The 18,883-nt window shown below is 72.0% G+C and carries 18 protein-coding genes and 1 pseudogene; 13 read left to right on the forward strand and 6 right to left on the reverse strand.

The window, feature by feature from the left end:
* The first annotated feature begins 5 nt into the window (after nucleotides 1–5).
* Nucleotides 6–1,175, forward strand: coding sequence for a serpin family protein (locus NUT86_RS34620; protein WP_266443906.1), 1,170 nt, complete (start codon nucleotides 6–8; stop codon nucleotides 1,173–1,175).
* Nucleotides 1,176–1,191: 16 nt separating this feature from the next.
* On the opposite strand, the gene NUT86_RS34625 is transcribed toward NUT86_RS34620, so the two are convergent.
* Nucleotides 1,192–2,001: a tyrosine-protein phosphatase gene (locus tag NUT86_RS34625; protein WP_266443903.1), complete on the reverse strand. Its 810-nt coding sequence runs from the start codon at nucleotides 1,999–2,001 to the stop codon at nucleotides 1,192–1,194.
* A gap of 256 nt (nucleotides 2,002–2,257) precedes the next feature.
* Between NUT86_RS34625 and NUT86_RS34630 the strand changes: the two genes are divergently transcribed.
* Nucleotides 2,258–3,058, forward strand: coding sequence for an SGNH/GDSL hydrolase family protein (locus NUT86_RS34630; protein WP_018088384.1), 801 nt, complete (start codon nucleotides 2,258–2,260; stop codon nucleotides 3,056–3,058).
* 69 nt (nucleotides 3,059–3,127) lie between these two features.
* Here NUT86_RS34630 and NUT86_RS34635 read toward each other — a convergent pair whose 3' ends face one another.
* On the reverse strand, nucleotides 3,128–3,589 hold the full coding sequence (locus NUT86_RS34635) for an ATP-binding protein (RefSeq protein ID WP_229837912.1): 462 nt from the start codon (nucleotides 3,587–3,589) through the stop codon (nucleotides 3,128–3,130).
* 137 nt (nucleotides 3,590–3,726) lie between these two features.
* On the opposite strand from NUT86_RS34635, the gene NUT86_RS34640 reads away from it, so the two are divergent.
* From NUT86_RS34640 to NUT86_RS34650, 3 genes are read left to right on the forward strand one after another with little or no spacing between them, the layout of a single operon-like run.
* On the forward strand, nucleotides 3,727–4,593 hold the full coding sequence (locus NUT86_RS34640) for a helix-turn-helix domain-containing protein (RefSeq protein ID WP_026169419.1): 867 nt from the start codon (nucleotides 3,727–3,729) through the stop codon (nucleotides 4,591–4,593).
* 3 nt (nucleotides 4,594–4,596) lie between these two features.
* A complete protein-coding gene (locus tag NUT86_RS34645) occupies nucleotides 4,597–4,875 on the forward strand; it encodes a DUF397 domain-containing protein (protein WP_018088387.1) in 279 nt (92 codons plus the stop codon).
* Entirely contained in the window at nucleotides 4,872–5,777 is a 906-nt protein-coding gene (locus tag NUT86_RS34650) for an SAM-dependent methyltransferase (RefSeq protein WP_274739284.1), read from the forward strand. The genes NUT86_RS34645 and NUT86_RS34650 overlap by 4 nt, the downstream gene beginning before the upstream one ends.
* Nucleotides 5,778–5,827: 50 nt before the next feature.
* Here the strand turns inward: NUT86_RS34650 and NUT86_RS34655 are convergent, their stop codons facing one another.
* Nucleotides 5,828–6,844, reverse strand: coding sequence for a carbohydrate kinase family protein (locus NUT86_RS34655; protein WP_274739286.1), 1,017 nt, complete (start codon nucleotides 6,842–6,844; stop codon nucleotides 5,828–5,830).
* Between the two features lie 420 nt (nucleotides 6,845–7,264).
* On the opposite strand from NUT86_RS34655, the gene NUT86_RS34660 reads away from it, so the two are divergent.
* From NUT86_RS34660 to NUT86_RS34675, 4 genes are all read left to right on the forward strand, one after another.
* The gene (locus tag NUT86_RS34660; protein ID WP_274739287.1) at nucleotides 7,265–8,671 is read left to right on the forward strand and encodes an NAD(P)/FAD-dependent oxidoreductase; all 1,407 of its coding nucleotides are present in this window, start codon (nucleotides 7,265–7,267) and stop codon (nucleotides 8,669–8,671) included.
* A gap of 349 nt (nucleotides 8,672–9,020) precedes the next feature.
* Nucleotides 9,021–10,196 (forward strand): MBL fold metallo-hydrolase, encoded by a 1,176-nt coding sequence (locus NUT86_RS34665; protein WP_187412997.1) that lies wholly within the window; start codon nucleotides 9,021–9,023, stop codon nucleotides 10,194–10,196.
* A gap of 174 nt (nucleotides 10,197–10,370) precedes the next feature.
* Nucleotides 10,371–10,811 carry a GNAT family N-acetyltransferase gene (locus tag NUT86_RS34670; protein ID WP_274739289.1) on the forward strand — a complete coding sequence of 147 codons (441 nt, stop codon included), beginning with the start codon at nucleotides 10,371–10,373 and terminating at the stop codon, nucleotides 10,809–10,811.
* Between the two features lie 111 nt (nucleotides 10,812–10,922).
* Nucleotides 10,923–11,786, forward strand: a complete 864-nt coding sequence (locus NUT86_RS34675) for an alpha/beta fold hydrolase (protein WP_274739291.1) — start codon at nucleotides 10,923–10,925, stop codon at nucleotides 11,784–11,786.
* 3 nt (nucleotides 11,787–11,789) lie between these two features.
* On the opposite strand, the gene NUT86_RS34680 is transcribed toward NUT86_RS34675, so the two are convergent.
* A complete protein-coding gene (locus tag NUT86_RS34680; protein WP_274740725.1) occupies nucleotides 11,790–12,389 on the reverse strand; it encodes a TetR/AcrR family transcriptional regulator in 600 nt (199 codons plus the stop codon).
* Nucleotides 12,390–12,652: 263 nt separating this feature from the next.
* Between NUT86_RS34680 and NUT86_RS34685 the strand changes: the two genes are divergently transcribed.
* Complete coding sequence (locus tag NUT86_RS34685; RefSeq protein ID WP_274739293.1) at nucleotides 12,653–13,837, forward strand: FAD-dependent oxidoreductase; 1,185 nt, start codon at nucleotides 12,653–12,655, stop codon at nucleotides 13,835–13,837.
* Between the two features lie 72 nt (nucleotides 13,838–13,909).
* Here NUT86_RS34685 and NUT86_RS34690 read toward each other — a convergent pair whose 3' ends face one another.
* Together NUT86_RS34690 and NUT86_RS34695 are read right to left on the reverse strand one after the other, a co-directional pair.
* Nucleotides 13,910–14,392, reverse strand: coding sequence for a DUF2269 family protein (locus tag NUT86_RS34690; protein WP_274739294.1), 483 nt, complete (start codon nucleotides 14,390–14,392; stop codon nucleotides 13,910–13,912).
* 79 nt (nucleotides 14,393–14,471) lie between these two features.
* Nucleotides 14,472–14,940, reverse strand: a pseudogene (locus NUT86_RS34695) (DJ-1/PfpI family protein).
* A 218-nt stretch (nucleotides 14,941–15,158) separates the two neighbouring features.
* Here NUT86_RS34695 and NUT86_RS34700 point away from each other — a divergent pair.
* The 3 genes from NUT86_RS34700 to NUT86_RS34710 all read left to right on the forward strand — a co-directional run bounded on the left by NUT86_RS34700 (nucleotide 15,159) and on the right by NUT86_RS34710 (nucleotide 18,882).
* On the forward strand, nucleotides 15,159–16,097 hold the full coding sequence (locus NUT86_RS34700) for a GlxA family transcriptional regulator (RefSeq protein ID WP_274739295.1): 939 nt from the start codon (nucleotides 15,159–15,161) through the stop codon (nucleotides 16,095–16,097).
* 336 nt (nucleotides 16,098–16,433) lie between these two features.
* Nucleotides 16,434–18,443, forward strand: a complete 2,010-nt coding sequence (locus NUT86_RS34705; protein ID WP_274739296.1) for a sensor histidine kinase — start codon at nucleotides 16,434–16,436, stop codon at nucleotides 18,441–18,443.
* A complete protein-coding gene (locus tag NUT86_RS34710; protein WP_018088399.1) occupies nucleotides 18,433–18,882 on the forward strand; it encodes a roadblock/LC7 domain-containing protein in 450 nt (149 codons plus the stop codon). Before NUT86_RS34705 ends, NUT86_RS34710 begins: the two co-directional genes overlap by 11 nt.
* Nucleotide 18,883: the final 1 nt, after the last annotated feature.

Genomic DNA, 18,883 nt, shown 5'->3' on the forward strand with positions numbered 1-18,883 from the left:
AGGCCATGGTGGCCGAGGCGACGGCGCGGGCCGTCAACGACATGACAGCGCGCTGGGCGCGCGAGGCGGTGGCGGAGCGGAACTCCGTCCTGACGGCGGCCGGTGTCTGGCCGCTGCTGGCCCTGCTCGCCGGTCCGGCCGACGGCCCTGCCCGCAAGGAGCTGGCCGAAGCGCTCGGCACCGACGCCGCGCACGCCGTACGCGAAGGCCGTGAGCTGCTGGCCGCGCTGGCGGCGGCGGACGGTGTCGATGCCGCGATGGGGCTGTGGGCCCGCCGCACGCTGACCCTGCACGCCGAGTGGCTGGCCGGCCTGCCGCCCGCCGCGCACGGGGAGCTCACCGGCGACGAGACCCTGGACCAGGGCGCGCTGGACGCCTGGGCGCGGCGGCACACCGACGGCCTGATCGAAGGGATGCCGGCACGGCTCACCTCCGACACGCTGCTCGTCCTGGCCAGTGCGCTGCTGGTGCGCACGACCTGGACGGAGCCGTTCGACGAGTTCCCGTGCTGGATGACGGCCGAAGGGCCTTGGGCAGGGCGGGAGTTGGGGGTGCTGAGCCGCTCCGGGCCGGATGTGGAGCAGGTACGGGTGCACGGCACACCGGCCGGTCCGCTGACCGCGGTGCGGGTCGCGGGCGACAACGGACTCGATGTCCATCTGCTGCTCGGCGAGCCGGACCTGCCCGGCGGCGAGGTGCTGCACCACGGTGTCGCGGCGCTGGGCGGCGGCTACCCGACGGTGTCCGGCGAGGCGCTGACCGAGGGCGCCGGTCCGGGTCTGCGGGTGACGACCGTGCCGAGCTACGACGACGTCCCGCAGCTCGATCTCACCGTCCCGCGGTTCACCGTCGACGCCGACCACGACCTGCTGGAGCAGGCGGACCTCTTCGGGCTCACCACCGCCTCCGACACCTCCCGCGGACACTTCCCCGGTATGAGCGATCAGCCGCTGGCGGTGTCGGCCGCCCGCCAGACGGCGACCGCGACCTTCGGCGCACTGGGCTTCCGGGCGGCCGCGGTCACGGTCATGCCGGTCGCCGCGGGCTCCGTGCCACCGCCCCCGCCGTACCGGGCGCTGCGGGTCTCGGCCCGTTACGACCGGCCCTTCGGCTTCCTCGCGGTGCACCGGGCGTCGGGCCTGGTGCTGGTCGCGGGGTGGGTGGCCACCCCGTGAGCCGGGGCCGCGGCTGTCAGTCCGTCAGCAGCTGGTCCCGCAGCCGCTCGCGGACGGCGGGCGTCAGCCCCAGGCCGTCGGTGAGGTATTTCTCCGTCGAGCCCCAGGTCCGCTCGACCGCGTCGTAGGCGGCCGTGAGGTAGTCGGTGTGCGCCCCGAACAGCGGGGAGAGCAGCTCCATGACCTCCTGCGACATCCCGACCGCGGAGTTGTCGGAGCGGCGGATCTTGTAGCGGCGGTGGGGATCGTTGGACTTGAGGTAGTCCGCCTCGATGGCGTCCCGCTCCACCCCGACCGCGAGCAGGGTCACGGCGACGGACAGGCCCGCCCGGTCCTTGCCGGCCGCACAGTGCATCAGCGCCGGGACGCTGTCCTCGGCGAGCGCATGCAGCACCCTGCTGTGGTCTTCGGTACGGGTGGTGATGATGTGGCGGTACGTCGCGGCCATACGGGCCGCGGCCTTGCCGTCGCCGAGCGCGGAGCGCAGCTGCTCCAGCTCACCGTCGCGCACCATTGTCCAGAATTCCGCGCCGTCGGCCGGGTCGGTGAGCGGAATGTTCACATTGCGCACGCCCGGCAGCGCGACATCGGGGCCTTCCAGCTTGATGTCCGAGGCATTGCGGAAATCGAAGATGGTGTGCAGCCCGAGGCCGGCCAGAAAGGCGGCGTCGGTCTCGGTCGCATGGGCGAGATGGCCACTGCGGAACAGCCTGCCCTCCCGTACGTGACGCCCGTCCACGGTCGGCAGACCGCCCACATCGCGGAAGTTCCGGACCTCCGTGAGCTCGGGCTGGGCCTGTGGGACCTGCGGCGTCTGCTGCGTCACGGGCGCGCTCCTCGGGTTCGGCCGCCGACGCTGCTCGTCGACGAGGCGGGGCACCTCCGACGATACGACATTGATGCAATAGACAATCAGGCCGCAATGGGGACGTCGTCATACGCGCCGAAGTGCCCGGCGGAGCAGGGTGCGATCGAACATTATTCCGACTTGAGCAGAATTTGACCTGGTGGCATTAATCACCCCTCGTCAACCCCTGGTTACGGTGGCGTAAGTCACTTCTTGAGGTGAAGTATGTCCTGACGTGGCAGACGATTCGAAGTACTTCAGCAACGGCGCCCCTGGCGCCATCGAGTCGTACGCAGCCGTCGGGGACAGCTTCACAGAGGGGGTCGGGGATCCCGGCCCTGACGGGGCGTACATCGGTTGGGCGGACCGGCTCGCGGTCCTGCTCTCGGACAAGCAGGCGGAGGGGGACTTCCGCTATGCGAACCTCGCGGTCAGGGGGCGGCTCCTCGACCAGATCGTGGAGGAGCAGGTGCCCCGGGCGAAAGCCCTCGCCCCTGCGCTGGTGACGTTCTGTGCCGGCGGCAATGACATCCTGCGGCCCGGCTCGGACCCGGACGCGGTTGCCGAGCGCTACGAGGCGGCGGTCGCCGATCTGCGGGAGGCGGTCGGTGCGGTCCTGCTCTGCACCGGCTTCGACACCCGCGGTGTCCCGGTTCTCAAGCATCTGCGCGGCAAGATCGCGACGTACACGGCCCATGTCCGGGCCATCGCGGACCGGCACGACTGCCCGGTCCTGGATCTGTGGTCGCTCAAGTCGGTGCAGGACCGGCGGGCGTGGAGCGATGACCGGCTGCATCTGTCCGCCGACGGGCACACCCGGGTGGCGCTGCGAGCGGCGCAGGTGCTCGGGCTGCCGGTGCCGGCCGATCCGGACCAGCCCTGGCCCCCGGAGGCGGAGCGTTCGGCCGCCGAGGCGCGGCGGGACAACATCCAGTGGGCGCGGGAGCATCTCGTGCCGTGGATCGGACGCCGGCTGCGAGGGGAGTCCTCCGGCGACCATGTCGAGCCCAAGCGGCCCGATCTGCTGCCGCTGTAGGGCAGCCCACGGGCCGGCAGGGCCCCTGGCATGACTGAGGCCCCGTTGCCGCGAATGCGGAGCGGGGCCTCAGTGCGCGAGGGAGGAGTACGGCAGGTCTGCCCAGACCACCCGGCCCTGACCGCTGTCGGCGGGCCGCGACCCCCAGCTCTCGGACAGTGCGCCGACGAGGAACAGCCCTCGTCCGCACTCCTGGTCCACGCTGCCGGGCTGGATGTGCGGCGCCGAGTCCGCCGCGCCGCCCTGGTCCGTGATCTCTATGCGTATGTGCGCGCCGAAGAGGGCGAGCTCGCAGCCGACCTTCTCGCTGTCGGTGTGCCGCACCGCGTTGGTGAACAGCTCGGAGACCACCAACTCCACGTCGTCGCGGACTTGTTGATCCGCGCCCCACTCGCACAGCAGCGCACTGACGCGTCTGCGCGCCTCGGGAACGGACGTGCGTCGCGCCGGCAAGTGGAACGCGTCCTGCGGGTACTGGGCGACAAAGCCGCCACAGCGCCCTAACGAAGGAGCGTTGTTGGAGGAAGCCACTCCGCAACTATGTGCGATGTTGGTCACCGATGGCAAGGATCAGTCTGTAATTTGCAGAATCGTAAGTGCAGTCTGTTCGTTCGTGCTGACGGCATGACACACTGCTGACAATTGAAGTCAGTTGGAGGCGATCGGACGTGGCGGACCCACGGTCGGCAGGTGCACCAACCGTTCTGCGGGTGGTGCTCGGCAAGCGACTGCAGGACCTGCGCGAGAAAGCGGGCCTCTCCTTCGAGCAGGCCGCCGCGGCCCTCGATGTGACCCACGCCACGATACGGCGCATGGAAAAGGCCGAGGTCGGCCTCAAGCTCCCCTACGTCGAGAAACTGCTGGCGACCTATGGCGTCACCGACGAGGAGGAGATCGAGGGCTTTGTCTCCCTCGCCCGCGAGGCCAACAAGCCCGGCTGGTGGCACCGGTTCCGCGATGTGCTGCCCGAGTGGTTCAGCGCATTCGTCAGCCTGGAGAGCGAAGCCAATCTCATCCGGGCCTACCAACCGCATTACGTCCCCGGGCTGTTGCAGACCGAGGACTATGCCGCCGCCGTCCTGAAGGCCGGTATGCCGCACGCCTCCGCCAAGGACATCGACCGCATCGTCGCGCTGCGCATGGAGCGGCAGTCCCTGCTGACCCGTAACCACGCACCGATGCTGTGGGTGGTCATGGACGAAACCGTCCTGCGCCGCCCGATCGGCGGGCCGAAGGTGATGCGCGACCAGGTCTCCCGGCTGATGGAGGCCACCGCGCTGCCGAACGTCCGGCTGCAGATCATGCCGTTCGCGGCGGGACCGCACCCCGCCATGTACGGCCCCTTCCACATCTTCCGCTTCCCGATCCCGGAACTCCCGGACATCGCTTACGCGGAAAGCCTCGTCGGAGCCGTGTACTTCGACCAGCGCAACGACGTCTCGCAGTTCCTGGAGGCCCTGGACCGGATGTGTGCACAGGCCGCGCCGGCACACACCACCGAGGCCATTCTGGGTGGCTTTCGCAAGGAGATCTGAACCATGGATCGCATACGCATCTACAACGGCATGCCCGCCAAAGAACTGGGCACTGAGGGCTGGCACAAGCCGTGGAGCGGCGGAAACGGCGGCGAGTGCGTCGAGGCCATGCGGCTGGGGGACGGCCGGATAGCGCTGCGGCAGTCGACCGACCCGGACGGCCCGGCCCTGATCTACACCCACCGCGAAATGGTGAGCTTCATCGAGGGAGCGAAGGCCGGCCACGCCGACTTCCTGCTCGCGGCGGCCCCGGGCCGGCGCACCGAACGGAGGACGGCATGAGCCAACACGGCGTGTCCCAGGGGGCGCCGGACGGCGAGGTCCCGGAGATCGGACCGTACGTCCAGGGGCCGGAGCACTCGGGTTTCTCCGCCGAGGAGATCGACACCGGCCGGCCGCACCCCGCCCGGATGTACGACTACTACCTCGGCGGCTGGGACAACTACGAGGTCGACCGGGTGGCCGCGGAACGCGTCATCGAGGTCCACCCCCAGGTACGGCTCAGCGCCCGCGCCAACCGCGCCTTCCTGCGGCGGGCGGTACGCGAGCTGGTCGCCGGCGGCATCCGCCAGATCATCGACATCGGCACCGGCATCCCCACCTCGCCCAACACCCATGAGGTGGCCCGGGAGACCGCTCCCGACACCCGCGTGGTCTACGTCGACAACGACCCGATCGTCGCCACCCACGCCGGGGCCCGGCTGACCAACACCGAACGCACCGGATTCGTGCTCGGCGACGTCCGCGACCCCAAGGCGCTGCTGGACCACCCCACCGTCCGGGAGCTGATCGACTTCGACCGGCCGGTGGCGCTGCTGCTGGTGGCCGTACTCCACTTCATCCGGGACGACGAGGACCCCGCCGCGCTCATCGCCACCCTCGCCGATGCGCTCCCCGCGGGCAGTCATCTCGTCCTGACACATGCGACCGGTGAGCCCTACGAGGCCTATGAGGCGGGCCGCACGGACGAGCGGGCGCGCGACGGCGTGGTGAACGTCTACAAGAGCGCCACCGCCACCCTCAATCTGCGGTCGAAGGCCGAGTTCGAGCCGCTGTTCGGCCCGTTCGCCCTGCTGGAGCCCGGCGTCGTACGGGTACCGCTGTGGCGGCCGGACGGCCGGGTGCCCGGCGCGGAGGAGCTCAACAACACCATTTTCTACGGCGGAGTGGGCCGCAAGAACTGACCGGCCGGGGCTCCCGACCGGTCCGCGCTCCATCGGCCGAACGGCACGCCCTACGCCCCCGTACGGGACACCTGAGCATCCGGCGGGCCCGGGAGCCGGGGCCCGTCACCGGCCGGTGCCGTGATGACGGTCGCCGGTGCCTTCGCGCCGAGGGCGGCGTGCAGTTCCTGCGGTCCTACGAGGGCGGTGTGGGTGCCCCGCGAGGTACAGGCGTACGCCCCCGCGACGGCGCCCAGGCGGGCACACTCCTCCAGGCTCCGGCCCGCCAGCCTGCCGTAGAGGAATCCGCTGGTGAAGGCGTCGCCCGCGCCATTGCTGTCCACGACGGGGCCGGGCGGGACCGCGGCCGGCACCGGGCGCGGGGTGCGGTCGTCGGCGCTGAGGAGGTAGGCGCCGCCCGCCCCCGCCGTGGCGATCACCGCCTCGGCGCGGCCCTCGTGCAGGATCTCCCGCATCACGGACCCGATCCGTTCCCCCGCCCCGGCCGTACTGAGGAACACCAGGTCGGAACGGAGCGCGAACTCCCGGTGATGGTCCGTCAGCCCGTCCCAGTCCTGCAGATCCGTCGAGACGGGGATGCCCAGCGCCTCGATGTCGTCGTACAGAAAACGGGCGAAGTGCATGATCGACAGATGGACGTGGCGGGCGCGGCGCAGCGGGGGCAGATAGTGCTCGGGCGGCATCCGCAGATCGGCCGGGTCGCGGGCGTCGTAGAACGACATCCGGCGGCCGTCGGGGGCGACGAGATTGACCGCGCGCCGGGTGCCGTGCGGTGAGATCAGCGGCCGGAAGTCGACGCCGGTACCGGCCAGCCGCTCGCGGACCAGCGTGCCCGGATGATCGTCGCCGAGGAAATCCACGAACCCGGTGGTGAGCCCGAGCGCCGCGCAGCCGAGCGCGACACCGGTGCCGGTGTGCCCCGCCCCTTCGTGCAGAGGTGGGACCGGGTAGGAATCGGCGAGCGGTACGGGCAGCGCGCCGACCTGCACGAGAGTATCCACGCCCGACCCGCCGACGACGAGGACGTCATAGGCGTCATACGGCTCAGAAACCTGCTGGAATGTCACAAGCGTCCCTGAATCCCTTGCTGATGAGACGAATCCCTTGCTGGTGGGACCGTTTTGCGGACGAGGTGCATCCGCTGCCGGGAGTCTAGACGCAGGCTCGTCCCATGACGGGATGTCAGGGATTCCGGTGACACGGGGGAGGAAGGGACGCGCAAGAGCCGGGCCCGTGATCAGGTGACCCGTGATCAGTGGCCGGTGGTGAGCGGGCGACGGCGGATGACGGCGGGAACGGCCGGGACACCACGGACCGTTGGCGGAAAGGGCCGTTGACACGGCTGCCGGGGGCACTGAAGTCTGTGGCCGACGGTGATCGGATTCCGCGGACGGTGCTCAGGTACCGGGCAGGGCGAGCAGGTCCGGGGACAGCAACGAGTGGGCCGTACGGCGGTCGGACCACGCCGTCGGGGGAGCGAGGCAACGGTGGCAGAGCACTCCAATGGCGGGCACACCGCGATCGTGATCGGTGGCGGACTCGCCGGGATGCTGGCCGTCACCGCCCTGACCGGACACGTCGATACGGTCACCGTGATCGAACGCGACCGCTATCCGGAGGGGCGCGCCTTCCGCAAGGGCGTCCCGCAGGCCCGCCATCTGCACATCCTCCTCCGCGGCGGCAGCCTCGCTCTGGAGGAGCTGCTGCCCGGCACGGTCGCCGCGCTCGGCGAAGCGGGGGCACGCCGCCTGTATCTGTCGCGCGATCTGCTCACCCGTACCCCCACCGGCTGGCAGCGCCGCTTCGACGAGCGCCGGCATCTGACCCTGAGCGTCACCCGGCCGGTGCTGGACTCGGTCGTACGGGAGCGGGTGCTGCGGGCGGCGGCCGGTTCGGCCACCCGGGTCGAGGTTCTCGAGGCGACCGAGGCCACCGGGCTGACCGGGGACGCCGGGCGGGTGACCGGGGTCCGGGTGCGGTCGCGGGACGGTGCGCCGGGCGGGCGGTCCGAGCGGGAGCTGCCGGCCGCGCTCGTCGTGGACGCCTCGGGCCGCGGATCCCGCGCACCGCAGTGGTTCGCCGCGCTGGGCCGGTCCGCGCCGCAGGAGGAGACCGTGGACGCGGGGATCGCCTACGCCACCCGGATGTACCGCCCCAAGGACCCGGCCACGGCACCGGACGCGGGCGTCAATGTCCCGGGCTGGCCCGAGTGCCCGCGGGGCGCGGCCTACGTCCCCGTCGAGGACGGCAAGTGGCTGCTGACGCTGTCCGGTGTGCGCGGGCACCACCCGCCCACGGACGCGGCGGAGTTCACCGCCTTCAGCGCCACCGTCGGTGACCCGTACGTCCATGAACTGCTCGACCGGGCCGAGCCGCTGTCGCCGGTGCACGGCTTCCGCGACACCTGCAACCGCCGCCGGCACTTCGAACGGCCCGGTGCCCTGCCCGAGGGATTCCTCGTCCTGGGGGACGCCGGGTGCACCTTCAACCCCGTGTACGGGCAGGGCATGTCGGTCGCCGCCCTCGGCGCGCTGGCCGTACGCACCACGCTCGCGGACGGCGGCGGTCTGCGTCCCGGCATCGCCGCCGAGGCGCAGCGGGCGGTGGCCCGTGCCGTGGAGCCCGCCTGGCTCGCCGCGGTCGGCGCGGACCGCCCGTACGCGAGCCCCGGCGACACCAAGGCGGGCGTCGGGGAGCGGCTGTCCACGTGGTACATCGCCCGGCTGTCCGCCCGCGCCTCCATCGACCCCGTCGTCGGCGCGGCCTTCCGGGACGTCTTCTCCCTCACCGCGCCCCCGACCCGTCTCGTCGCCCCGCAGATCTTCCTGCGCACCGTCTTCCTGCCCCGCCGCCCCGGTCTGCCCGGCCCGCCCGTGGCCATCGAAGCGGTCTGACCCGGATCACCTCGTGAGGGAGTGCGGACCGCACCGGCGACCCTCCGGGCGCGCGGGCGCCTGAGGCGAGCGGCCCGGCCACCGCGCGCCCCCACCGCCGGCTCGCGTTCACCGCAATGGACGCGTCCCGGTGGCCGGGCGCGGAGACACCCCCGGCAGGCCCGGGAAAGGCCACACCCCCGTCAGGAATGCGACGGGCGGTCGCGCGGTTTGCTTCTGCGGGTGATGGTGTTGAGTCCGGGTGGTCGTGGTGCGGAAACCGTACGACGGCGCCGAGTGGCGCGGTGTGCCGGAACCCACCGCTCATGCGGCCCGTTCACTTCGCGACCGCTCTGACCATGGAGGTGCCGTGACCGGTTCCCGACCCCGCCGCACTCGACTTTCCGCGCTGCGGCCCGCGAGCTTCGGTATCGAGCCCACCGGGGAGCGGCTGGCCAGGATGCGCAGGTCGCCCCAGTTCGTGGACGGCCAGTTCCGCAATCCCATGCCGACCAGGCAGCTGCTCCATGGCTCCGCGCTGCCGATGGCGCGTACCCAGCTGAGCCGGGAGGGGCGGCTGCGCCGGGCACCGGTCGGCCGGATTCCGGTGTACCGCCCGACCGCCGCGGACTGGGGCCAGCCGCCCGCTTCCGGGCTGCGGCTCACCTGGATGGGCCATTCGAGCGTGCTGGCCGAGATAGACGGGCAGCGGGTGCTCTTCGACCCGGTCTGGGGCGAGCGCTGTTCGCCGTTCACCTGGATCGGCCCCCAGCGGTTGCACCCGGTGCCCCTCGCACTGGACGAGCTGGACCCGGTCGATGCCGTGGTGATCTCGCACGACCACTACGACCATCTCGACATGTCAACGGTCCAGGGCCTGGCCGGCACCGGCGCGGTCTTCGTCGTACCGCTCGGTATCGGCGCCGACCTGGAATTCTGGGGTGTGCCCGCGGACCGGATCACCGAGCTCGACTGGCACGAGTCCACCCGGGTCGGCGGGCTGACCCTCACGGCCACCCCCGCACAGCACTTCTGCGGCCGCGGGCTGCGCGGCCCGCAGCACACCCTGTGGTCCTCCTGGGTGGTCGCGGGACCCGAGCACCGGATCTTCCACAGCGGCGACACCGGCTACTTCTCCGGCTTCGCGGAGATCGCCGCGGCGCACGGCCCGTTCGATGCGACGATGATCCAGATCGGCGCGTACAGCGACTTCTGGCCGGACATCCACATGACCCCGGAAGAGGGCGTCCGCTCCCACCTCGACCTCCAGGGCGGCGAGCCGCGCGGTGTGCTGTTGCCGATCCATTGGGGCACGTTCAACCTCGCACCGCACCCATGGGCGGAGCCCGCCGAACGGACGCTGGCCGCCGGCCGCGCATCGGGGGTCACCACGGCCCACCCCAGACCCGGCGAGCCCTTCGAGCCCGCCGAGCCGGCGGCCGTCTATCCGTGGTGGCGGGCCATTGCGGTGCCGCCCATCCATGGCTGGCCCGCCTGGCCGCCGGCGGTGTCCCCCACCGACGTGGGCCTCGCCGCGGACCGGTGAGCGCGCACCGGAGCGTGCGGGGAGCACGAGTCCCGCCCGGCGCCTGCCGGGTACGTGCCTGTGGACGTGCCGTTGACGCCGGGCCGGGCGAGAGGCTGCCGAGGGGCCGAGGGCACAACGGGCCGGGCGGCAATTGCAGTTGAGGCCCCATGGTGTGCACGGTTTTCTGTGGTGGTGTCTCTCCTCCGCATCGAACGGGTGGACGGCGACGCCGGCCTTCACGACTGGCAGTACGTCCACAACCTGATCGTTCCCTCCGCCGCCCTGTCCCTCGACGAGGTGCGTGAGCGGTCCCGGCGCTACCTCTTGGAGGTGGCATACCTCGACGACGTCCTCGTGGGCTGCACGACCGTCCGTCCGCCCACAGGCGACCCCGCGGCAGCCACGGTGATCGCCCGGGTGCTCCCCGCGCACCGGAGGCAGGGCTTCGGTGGCGAACTCTGGGCGCGTGGGCTGGCACAGGCGCGGGACCTGGACCCCGAGGCCATCGAGACCGTCGTCTGGGCGTCCAACGCGGACGGGCTGCGGTTTGCGCAACGGCATGGATTCGTCGAGGTGGAGGAGTATCTGCTGCCGGGCGACAGCGTGCCGTGGTTCACCCTGAGGCTTCCCTGACCGCCCGGTCGGGCTCCTCCACAGGTCCAATCCGCCCGCTTCCCTGAGGACTTGGCCTGCCCGGAGGTAAACGGCTTGCCGTGATCGTCACGCGGCGATGAGGATGACGCCATGCCTGCCTTCGCCGCTCCGGACGGGACCGCGCTCGCCTATCACGTCGTGGGTGAGGGGGAGCCGCTGCTCTGCCTCCCCGGTGGGCCCATGCGGGCCTCCGGCTACCTCGGTGATCTCGGCGGGCTGTCGGAGCGGCGTCGGCTGATCAAGCTCGATCTGCGCGGCACCGGCGACTCCGGCACGCCCGCCGACCCGGCCACCTACCGCTGCGACCGGCAGGTCGCCGATGTCGAAGCGCTCCGCGAGCACCTCGGGCTGGACCGTATCGATCTCCTCGCGCACTCGGCGGCCGGTGATCTCGCCCTTCTCTACGCGGCCCGGCATCCGCGGCGCATCCGCACCCTCACTCTCATCACCGCACGTGCCCGCGCCCTCGGTGTCGACTTCACCGAAGCGCACCGTCGGGAGGCGGCCGCCCTGCGCACCGCCGAGCCATGGTTCGGGGCCGCGTACGACGCTTACGAAAGGGTCTGGGCCGGTTCCGAGGCCGATGCCGACTGGGACGCCATCGCCCCCTTCTTCTACGGCCGTTGGGACGTGGCCGCGCAGGCGCACGCCGCATCCGAGGTGGTACAGACCCACGACGAGGCCGCCGGGATCTATGCGTCCTCCGGCGCCTTCGCCCCGGACGCGGCCCGCGCCGCCCTTGAGGGCATGGAGGCACGGGTCCTGCTGCTCGCCGGTGAGTTCGACAGCGGCCCGCTTCCCCGTATCGCCGCGGACATCGCGAAGCTGTTGCCCCGGGCCGAACTCGTCGTTCAGCCGGGCGCCGGTCACTATCCCTGGCTCGACGATCCCCGCCGCTTCACCCGGACCGTCGCGGCATTCCTCGGCCAGGAGCCTGCCGGGCCCGTCGGCTGACGCTCAGACAGTGCCCTTCCGTGGTGCCCGGGCAGGGCGCCGCGCGGGTGGGTGCCAGCCGCGTTCCAGGAGGTCGAACGCAGCGTCGACGGCTGCGCGGGGGTCGGCCTGGTCCCGGGCGAGGGCGGGCGCTTCGAGGGCGAAGTGCGCGAGTGCGGCGCAGGCCGGATCGTCCTCGGGGGCACCGACGTCGGCGGCGATGGCCTGTGCGAGCGCCGTTTGGTGCCGCATCCACATGCGGTGGCCGTAGTCGCGGAGGGCCGGTGTGCTCGTGATGAGTTCCCTGAACCGGGCGAACGCGGGGTCGGCGAGGGTCTCGACATGGCTGCGCAGGATGTGGTCACGCAGGGCGGCGGGGAGGGATTGGCCGTCCGGGCGCTCGCGGACGGCGGCGACCAGGGCGGCCTCGTGGTCGCTGTCCGCGTCGAAGACCAGGGCTTCCTTGCCGGGGAAGTGCTTGAAGAGGGTCGTGGTGGAGACATCGGCGGCTTCGGCGATGTCCCGGATGCTGACCTGGTCGTAGCCGCGTTCGAGGAACAGCCGCAGGGCCGCGTCGGCCAGCGCCTGGCGGGTGGCGGCCTTCTTGCGCTCACGGCGGCCCATGGGCTCTGTCGTCTCACTCACGACTTCACCCTACCCTCTTGTTGACCGATTGAAAAAGTTGACTCGTTGCACTTTTTTAATCGGTGTGCTCTTCTGAGGGGGCCGGAGCCGGAGGACGAACTCCGACCGGCTCCGGTGCCATCGCACCGGTGAACTGAGCGATGCTCCCTGCCTGTTGCCGACCGGAACCGGACCGGACCGGACCGGTCCGATGGGCCGGCGTGGGCCCGCTCGCCCCACCCGACCAGGAAGAGGAATCACCCATGCCCACCACCCCCGCACCGCGGATCGCCGTCATCGGCGCCGGCCCCGGCGGACTGGCCTGCGCCCGCGTCCTGCAGCGCCACGGCATCGGCGTCACCGTCTACGACCGGGACGCCTCCGCCGACGCCCGCGACCAGGGCGGCACCCTGGACCTGCACGCGGACTCCGGCCAGATCGCCCTGCAGGAAGCCGGACTTCTCGACGATTTCCACGCCCTGGCCCGGCCCGAGGGGCAGGCCATGCGCATGCTCACCCGCCATGGCGAGGTCCTCGTCGACTACCGCCCCACCGACGAGGAGGACGCCGCCCCCGAGATCGACCGCGGCCGGCTGCGCACCCTGCTGGCGAACTCCCTCACCCCCGGCACCGTCCGGTGGGGCCACACCCTCACCTCCGTCACCCCGCACCCGGCCGGTACGCACCGCCTCACCTTCGACAACGGCGTCACCAGAGACGTCGACCTGGTCATCGGCGCGGACGGCGCCTGGTCCCGGGTGCGGCCGCTGGTCAGTGCCGCCACGCCCGTCCCTACCGGCGTGACCTTCCTGGAGGCCCGCTTCGACAAGGTCGACACCGAACACCCCGCCGTCGCCGAACTCGTCGGCGACGGGCAGGTCTTCGCCACCGGCGACCACAAGGGCCTGATCGCGCAACGCAACAGCGAGCAGCACGTACGCGCCTACATCGCGCTCCGTGACGACGAGGACCGGTACCGCGCCGCCGGCAACGGCCTCGACGACACCGAGGCCGTACGCGCCGCGCTGCTCCGGGCGTTCGCCGGCTGGGACGAGCGGCTCCTCGTCCTGATCACCGACAACGACGGCCCGTACGTCAACCGGCCGCTGTTCGTCCTCCCGGCCCCGCACACCTGGCCCCACACCCCGGGCGTCACCCTGCTCGGGGACGCCGCCCACCTGATGACTCCCTTGGGCGGTAATGGCGCCAACTTCGCCCTGCTCGACGGCTGCGAACTCGCGCTGGCCCTCGCCCGCCACGACACCCTCGACGAGGCCGTCACCGCCTATGAGCGGACCATGCTGCCGCGCGCCGCCGCGGCCGGTGACGGCGCGGCGGCACTGAAGAGCCTCCTCGGGCCAGGCGACCGCGGCCGCGCCGACGTCCCCGACTTCGCCGAGGAGAAGGAGCGGTACCGGCAGGGCGCCGCCGCATATCGCAGCCGATGACCGTCGGCCGGCACCGCCCCGTGCGCCTCGGAGGCGCGAGTCGGGCCGGTCAGCCGTGCCGTACCTGCCGGGTCAGGCTCCCGTGGTGGAGCCGGGCCTGATGATCATCAGCACGGTGACGGTCGCCCACAGCAGGTTGAACAGGCCCGTGAGCATCGTCAGCCGGCGGGCGGCTCCTTGACCGGGTATCGAGGCGCCGGGGCGGTCCGCCGCGGCCTCGACTTCGTCCAGGGCGGCATCCTGGCCGGGCAGCACCAGCACCACCAGAAGCGCGACGGCGCCGGTGGTGAGGACGATGGAGGCGATCAGCCAGCCGCTCCCCAGGACACCGAGGCTGCCGGCGGTGGCGAAACCCAGGACGGGTACGGCGACACCGAGAGCGGCGTAGACGCGGCAGATGCGGTGCAAGGTGCGCAGCACCGAGCGGGCGGCGGGGTCCTGCGGTTCGGCCTGGGCGCGGCGCAGCGCCCTGGGAAACATGCCGGCGGCGACGGTGACCGGCCCCACGGCAAGGATGGCGGCCAGGACATGCAGGGTGAGGAAGAGCTTTGTCACGGTGGTGGAGCCTTCGCGTCGGCGGCGGTGCGGAGGGACGGGGGACGGGGACAGAGAGAAAGGGGGGCAGGGGAGTGGTTCATCGAACGGACGGTTCCGGGCCGTGGTTGCGCCAGACGACGCCGCGCCGCTCGTAGGCGAACAACTCCTCAACGGCGAGGGCGACCTTGGGCCCCACCTCCCGCTCCAGCAGATACAGGCCCAGGTCCAGGCCGGAGGTGACGCCGGCACCGGTGACCAGGTCGCCGTCGTCGACCACCCGGGCCCGCACCACGTGCGCACCCGCCGCCTCCAGCGTGTCCGGGCTTTCCGACGCGGCCCGCCGCACCGGGCACCACGACGAGACCGGCCCGTTCCGGGTCGAGCGCGGCCGTGGCCCGCAGCGCCAAGTCTCCGGTGCCGCTGATCACTTCGCGCCGCCCCTCGGCGGACACCAGCTCCACCCGCACCACCCCGTCCGAGGCGGCGCCCCCGGCGTACAGCACCTCATAGGGAGCGATGGCATCGAGCGGATCGAAGCCGTCGAACAGGACGATCTGAGCGTGCATGGGCAGTCCTTCGGGGAGACCGGCCCGGCCCCGTGCCGGGATCACCAGCGAAGTTAGCCCGCCGCGCCCGCGCGCCCCAGTGGCGCTATGGACAACCGTCAACGGAATAACGACAGCTGACCGGAAGGGCGGTTGAACAGGCATGGCCGGGCAGGGAGCGTAGGGTTCGGCCAGTTGCCGCCCGTGGCGGGATTCCGAGGGTCGGGTAATTTATTGCCATGCACACCGTCGCCGTCCTCGCTCTCGACAAGGTGATCCCCTTCGATCTCTCCACCCCGATCGAGGTCTTCACCCGTACGCGTCTTCCGGACGGCCGCCCCGGCTACCAGGTCCGCGTATGCGCCGAGCGGCCCGAGGTCGATGCCGGCGCGTTCGCGCTGCGTGCGCCGTGGGGCCTGGACGGGCTGACGGACGCGGACACCGTGATCGTCCCCGGAACCGCCGACCCGACAGGGCCCCTCCCGCCCGCCGTCCACGACGCGCTGAACGCGGCCGCCGCCAACGGCACCCGTATCGCCTCCATCTGCTCGGGCACCTTCTCGCTGGCCGCCGCCGGACTCCTCGACGGGCTGCGCGCCACCACCCACTGGATCGCGGCCGGCATGCTCGCCGCCGCCTACCCGGACATCGACGTCGACCCGGATGTCCTCTACGTCGACAACGGGCAGATCCTCACCTCCGCCGGAGCCGCCGCCGGACTCGACCTGTGTCTGCATCTGATCCGCCGCGACTACGGCTCCGCCGTCGCCGCCGACGCCGCCCGGCTGTCGGTGATGCCACTCGAACGGGAGGGCGGCCAGGCGCAGTTCATCGTCCAGCCCTACCCGTCCACACCCCGCGGTTCCGCCCTGGAACCCCTGCTCACCTGGCTGCAGGACAATCTGGCCCGCGAACTCACACTGGCCGATATCGCCGTCCGGGCGGATGTGAGCACCCGCACCCTGATACGCCGCTTCCGCGAACAGACCGGCACCACTCCGCTCCAGTGGCTGCACCGCGCCCGGGTGCGCCAGGCCCAGCACCTGCTGGAAACCACCACGCACTCCGTCGAACGCATCGGCGCTCAAGTCGGTTTCGGCTCACCGACGGCCTTCCGTGACCGCTTCAAACGCACCACCGGCGTCAGCCCCAAGACCTACCGGCGCACCTTCCGCTGAGCGCCCTCGCCGACCGCCGCCGGGCGGCCCTCGGCGCGCCCGGGCGTCATCCGTGACCGAACCGATGCCCCCGGCGCGCGTCGCGTCCACGAGCGCCGTGCGTGAGCCATCGAAAGGGCCACCCTGGGAGGTCTCAACTCTCCCTTCCGGAACGGAAGTTCGGATTGTGTCGCACTGATGTCCGTGCGGCGCCCACTCAGGGAGGTGGCGAGGGGTAGCGAAACCTCGAAGTGGCTCCGGACCCCACCCCGGCAACAACTAGCGTGCGTGCTCCGCGAACTGCCACGGCCGATCCGGAGGGCGCCGATGCCTACCGCATTCCCCCAGGGGACCCAGATGTCCCAGGAGGCTCAGAGATCCCCAGGGTCCCAGGGTTCCCCGGGGGCCGCCCCCGTACCCGCCGCCCGGCGGCGGGAGCGTGAGGGCGGACGACACGGCCGGGCCGCGTTCCCCGAGTCGGCCGCCGACTCGGCGATACGGTCCCGTCTGGTCAGGCTCGCCGCCGTCCCCTGCCTCCTCGTCGCCGTCCTCTGCACGGCCGTCGCCGCCTTCGTCGTCCAGGCCGGGGGCGCCCGGATCACCGGCCGCGAGTGGGTGGTGCTGTGCGGCGGGCTCGCCCTGGTCTGCGTCATCGTGCTCACCGCGAGCGCCGCCGCCAATGCCGAGGCCCGCGCCACCGTCGCCCGCTACGCCCGGCTGCGCCAGGTCTGCGCCCGCAGCCAGTCCGACCTGTACGACCTCCTGGACCGCGTACGGCAGGGCGAATGGATCCAGCGCCGCGAGCCCGACCCGGGGCCGGTGCCCACCGGCGACACCCTCGACCTGCTCGCCCACGAAGTGGCCGCCGCGGGCCGGGCCGCCGAGTCCGCCGTCATCGACGCGGTCGCCATCGCCCGCAGCAACGCCAGCGGCAGCGAACAGAAGGTCGAGGTCTTCGTGAACCTCGCCCGCCGGCTGCAGTCCCTGGTGCACCGTGAGATCGAGCTGCTGGACGAGCTGGAGAACCAGGTCGAGGACCCGGACCTGCTCAAGGGCCTGTTCCACGTCGACCACCTGGCCACCCGCATCCGCCGGCACGCCGAGAACCTCGCCGTCCTCGGCGGCGCCATCTCGCGCCGCCAGTGGAGCCGCCCGGTGTCCCTGACCGAGGTCCTGCGCTCCTCGATCGCCGAGGTCGAGCAGTACCCGAGGATCAAGCTGGTGCCGCCGATCGAGGGCACCCTGCGCGGACATGCCGTCGCCGACGTCATCCACCTGCTCGCCGAACTCGTCGAGAACGCCACGATCTACTCCGCCCCGCAGACCCCGGTCCTGCTGCGTGCCCAACTCGTCACCGCCGGACTCGCGGTCGAGGTCGAGGACCGCGGTCTGGGCATGTCCGCGGACGAGCAGACGCGGATGAACGGACTGCTGGCCGACCCCGAACACATCGATGTCGCCGAGCTGTTGAGCGACGGCCGGATCGGGCTCTTCGTGGTCTCCTCGCTCGCCCGGCGGCACGGCATCGTGGTCCGGCTGCAGAGCAATATCTACGGCGGCGTGCAGGCCGTGCTGATCGTGCCCCAGCAACTGCTCGGCGCGGAACCGGCCGAGGGGGACACGAACGGGGCGGGTGCGCCGCACACCGGATCACCGGACCCCGGCACGGCGCGCGAGCACGACTTGGGGTACGAGGGCGGATACCCCGGCGACCACGACGCGGACCAGGAGCGTCACGACCGCCATGACCCCGCCCCCGCGGCCACGCGGACCCTCGCCATCCCCGCCCCCGGCCCCGCCCCCGACGACGTGCTCGACAGCTCACCGCGCGGCTACGACGGCCGCACGGACCCGGGCCCGGCCCCCGTCCCCGCGGACACCGATGCCGACCTCGGCGCCACCCGGCGCCGGCTGGTCCGCGCGTCCGGCGCCCACACTCCTGAAGTCCACATGCCCGACGCGCATGCCCACGAGACCCCCGCCCCCGACATCCCGCCGACCGACCGCCCCGCCGACCCCGGCCCGGTCGTGCTGCCGCCCGCGCCGCCCGCCGTGGACAACGGCGCCCGCCCGCGACTGCCCCGGCGGCACAAGCAGACCCATCTCGTTCCCGAACTGCGCGGCGAGCCGATCCTGCCGTCCACGACGCCCCGTACGGGCCCGGAACCCGAGCACGACCCGGGCCTGATGGCGGCCTTCCGGCGCGGCTTCAGCCTCGCCGACGACACCTACGCCGGCGACACCGGCACCACCCCGGCCCAAGGCGGCGACCCCAGCAGCCCGGCCGGCAACGACCTGCTCTACGACCGTGACCACGACGCCCCGATGGCCCGCCCCCGAGGAGACGACCGTAACCATGGTGAGTGATGTGCGTGCGCAGGCGCATTTGCAGCCGCAGGGAGGCCAGCACACCGACCTGTCCTGGCTGCTGACCGGGCTCGTACAGCGGGTGCCGCACGCCCGGAGCGCGCTTCTGCTGTCCTCGGACGGTCTGGTCAAGGCCGCCCATGGTTTCGACCCGGACAGCGCCGACCACATGGCCGCCCTGTCCTCCGGCCTCTACTCCCTCGCCCGCAGCGCCGGTGTGCGCTTCGGGGAGGGCGACGACGTCCTCCAGGTCGTCGTCGAGCTGGAGTCCACCTTCCTGTTCGTCTCCACCGCCGGATCGGGCGCCTGTCTGGCCGTGCTCGCCGGCCGTGAGGCCGATGTGGCGGTGCTGGGCTACGAAATGTCGATGCTGGTCAAGAGCGTCCGGCCGTATCTGTCCACCCCCGCACGCCAGCAGGCGCCCGCGGGCGGTCGTTGAC

Origin of the sequence: Streptomyces sp. G7(2002), from assembly GCF_028870195.1 — a bacterium.
In the GTDB taxonomy this organism is placed as follows: domain Bacteria; phylum Actinomycetota; class Actinomycetes; order Streptomycetales; family Streptomycetaceae; genus Streptomyces; species Streptomyces nigrescens.

What these genes read in the sequence shown, in the direction of transcription:
- NUT86_RS34705 (WP_274739296.1), top strand. Translation starts at nt 16,434, where the DNA reads ATGTCCCAGGAGGCTCAGAGATCCCCAGGGTCCCAGGGTTCCCCGGGG.
- NUT86_RS34685 (WP_274739293.1), top strand. Translation starts at nt 12,653, where the DNA reads ATGCCCACCACCCCCGCACCGCGGATCGCCGTCATCGGCGCCGGCCCC.
- NUT86_RS34650 (WP_274739284.1), top strand. Translation starts at nt 4,872, where the DNA reads ATGAGCCAACACGGCGTGTCCCAGGGGGCGCCGGACGGCGAGGTCCCG.
- NUT86_RS34680 (WP_274740725.1), bottom strand. Translation starts at nt 12,389, where the DNA reads ATGGGCCGCCGTGAGCGCAAGAAGGCCGCCACCCGCCAGGCGCTGGCC.
- NUT86_RS34700 (WP_274739295.1), top strand. Translation starts at nt 15,159, where the DNA reads ATGCACACCGTCGCCGTCCTCGCTCTCGACAAGGTGATCCCCTTCGAT.
- NUT86_RS34645 (WP_018088387.1), top strand. Translation starts at nt 4,597, where the DNA reads ATGGATCGCATACGCATCTACAACGGCATGCCCGCCAAAGAACTGGGC.
- NUT86_RS34675 (WP_274739291.1), top strand. Translation starts at nt 10,923, where the DNA reads ATGCCTGCCTTCGCCGCTCCGGACGGGACCGCGCTCGCCTATCACGTC.
- NUT86_RS34620 (WP_266443906.1), top strand. Translation starts at nt 6, where the DNA reads ATGGTGGCCGAGGCGACGGCGCGGGCCGTCAACGACATGACAGCGCGC.
- NUT86_RS34710 (WP_018088399.1), top strand. Translation starts at nt 18,433, where the DNA reads ATGGTGAGTGATGTGCGTGCGCAGGCGCATTTGCAGCCGCAGGGAGGC.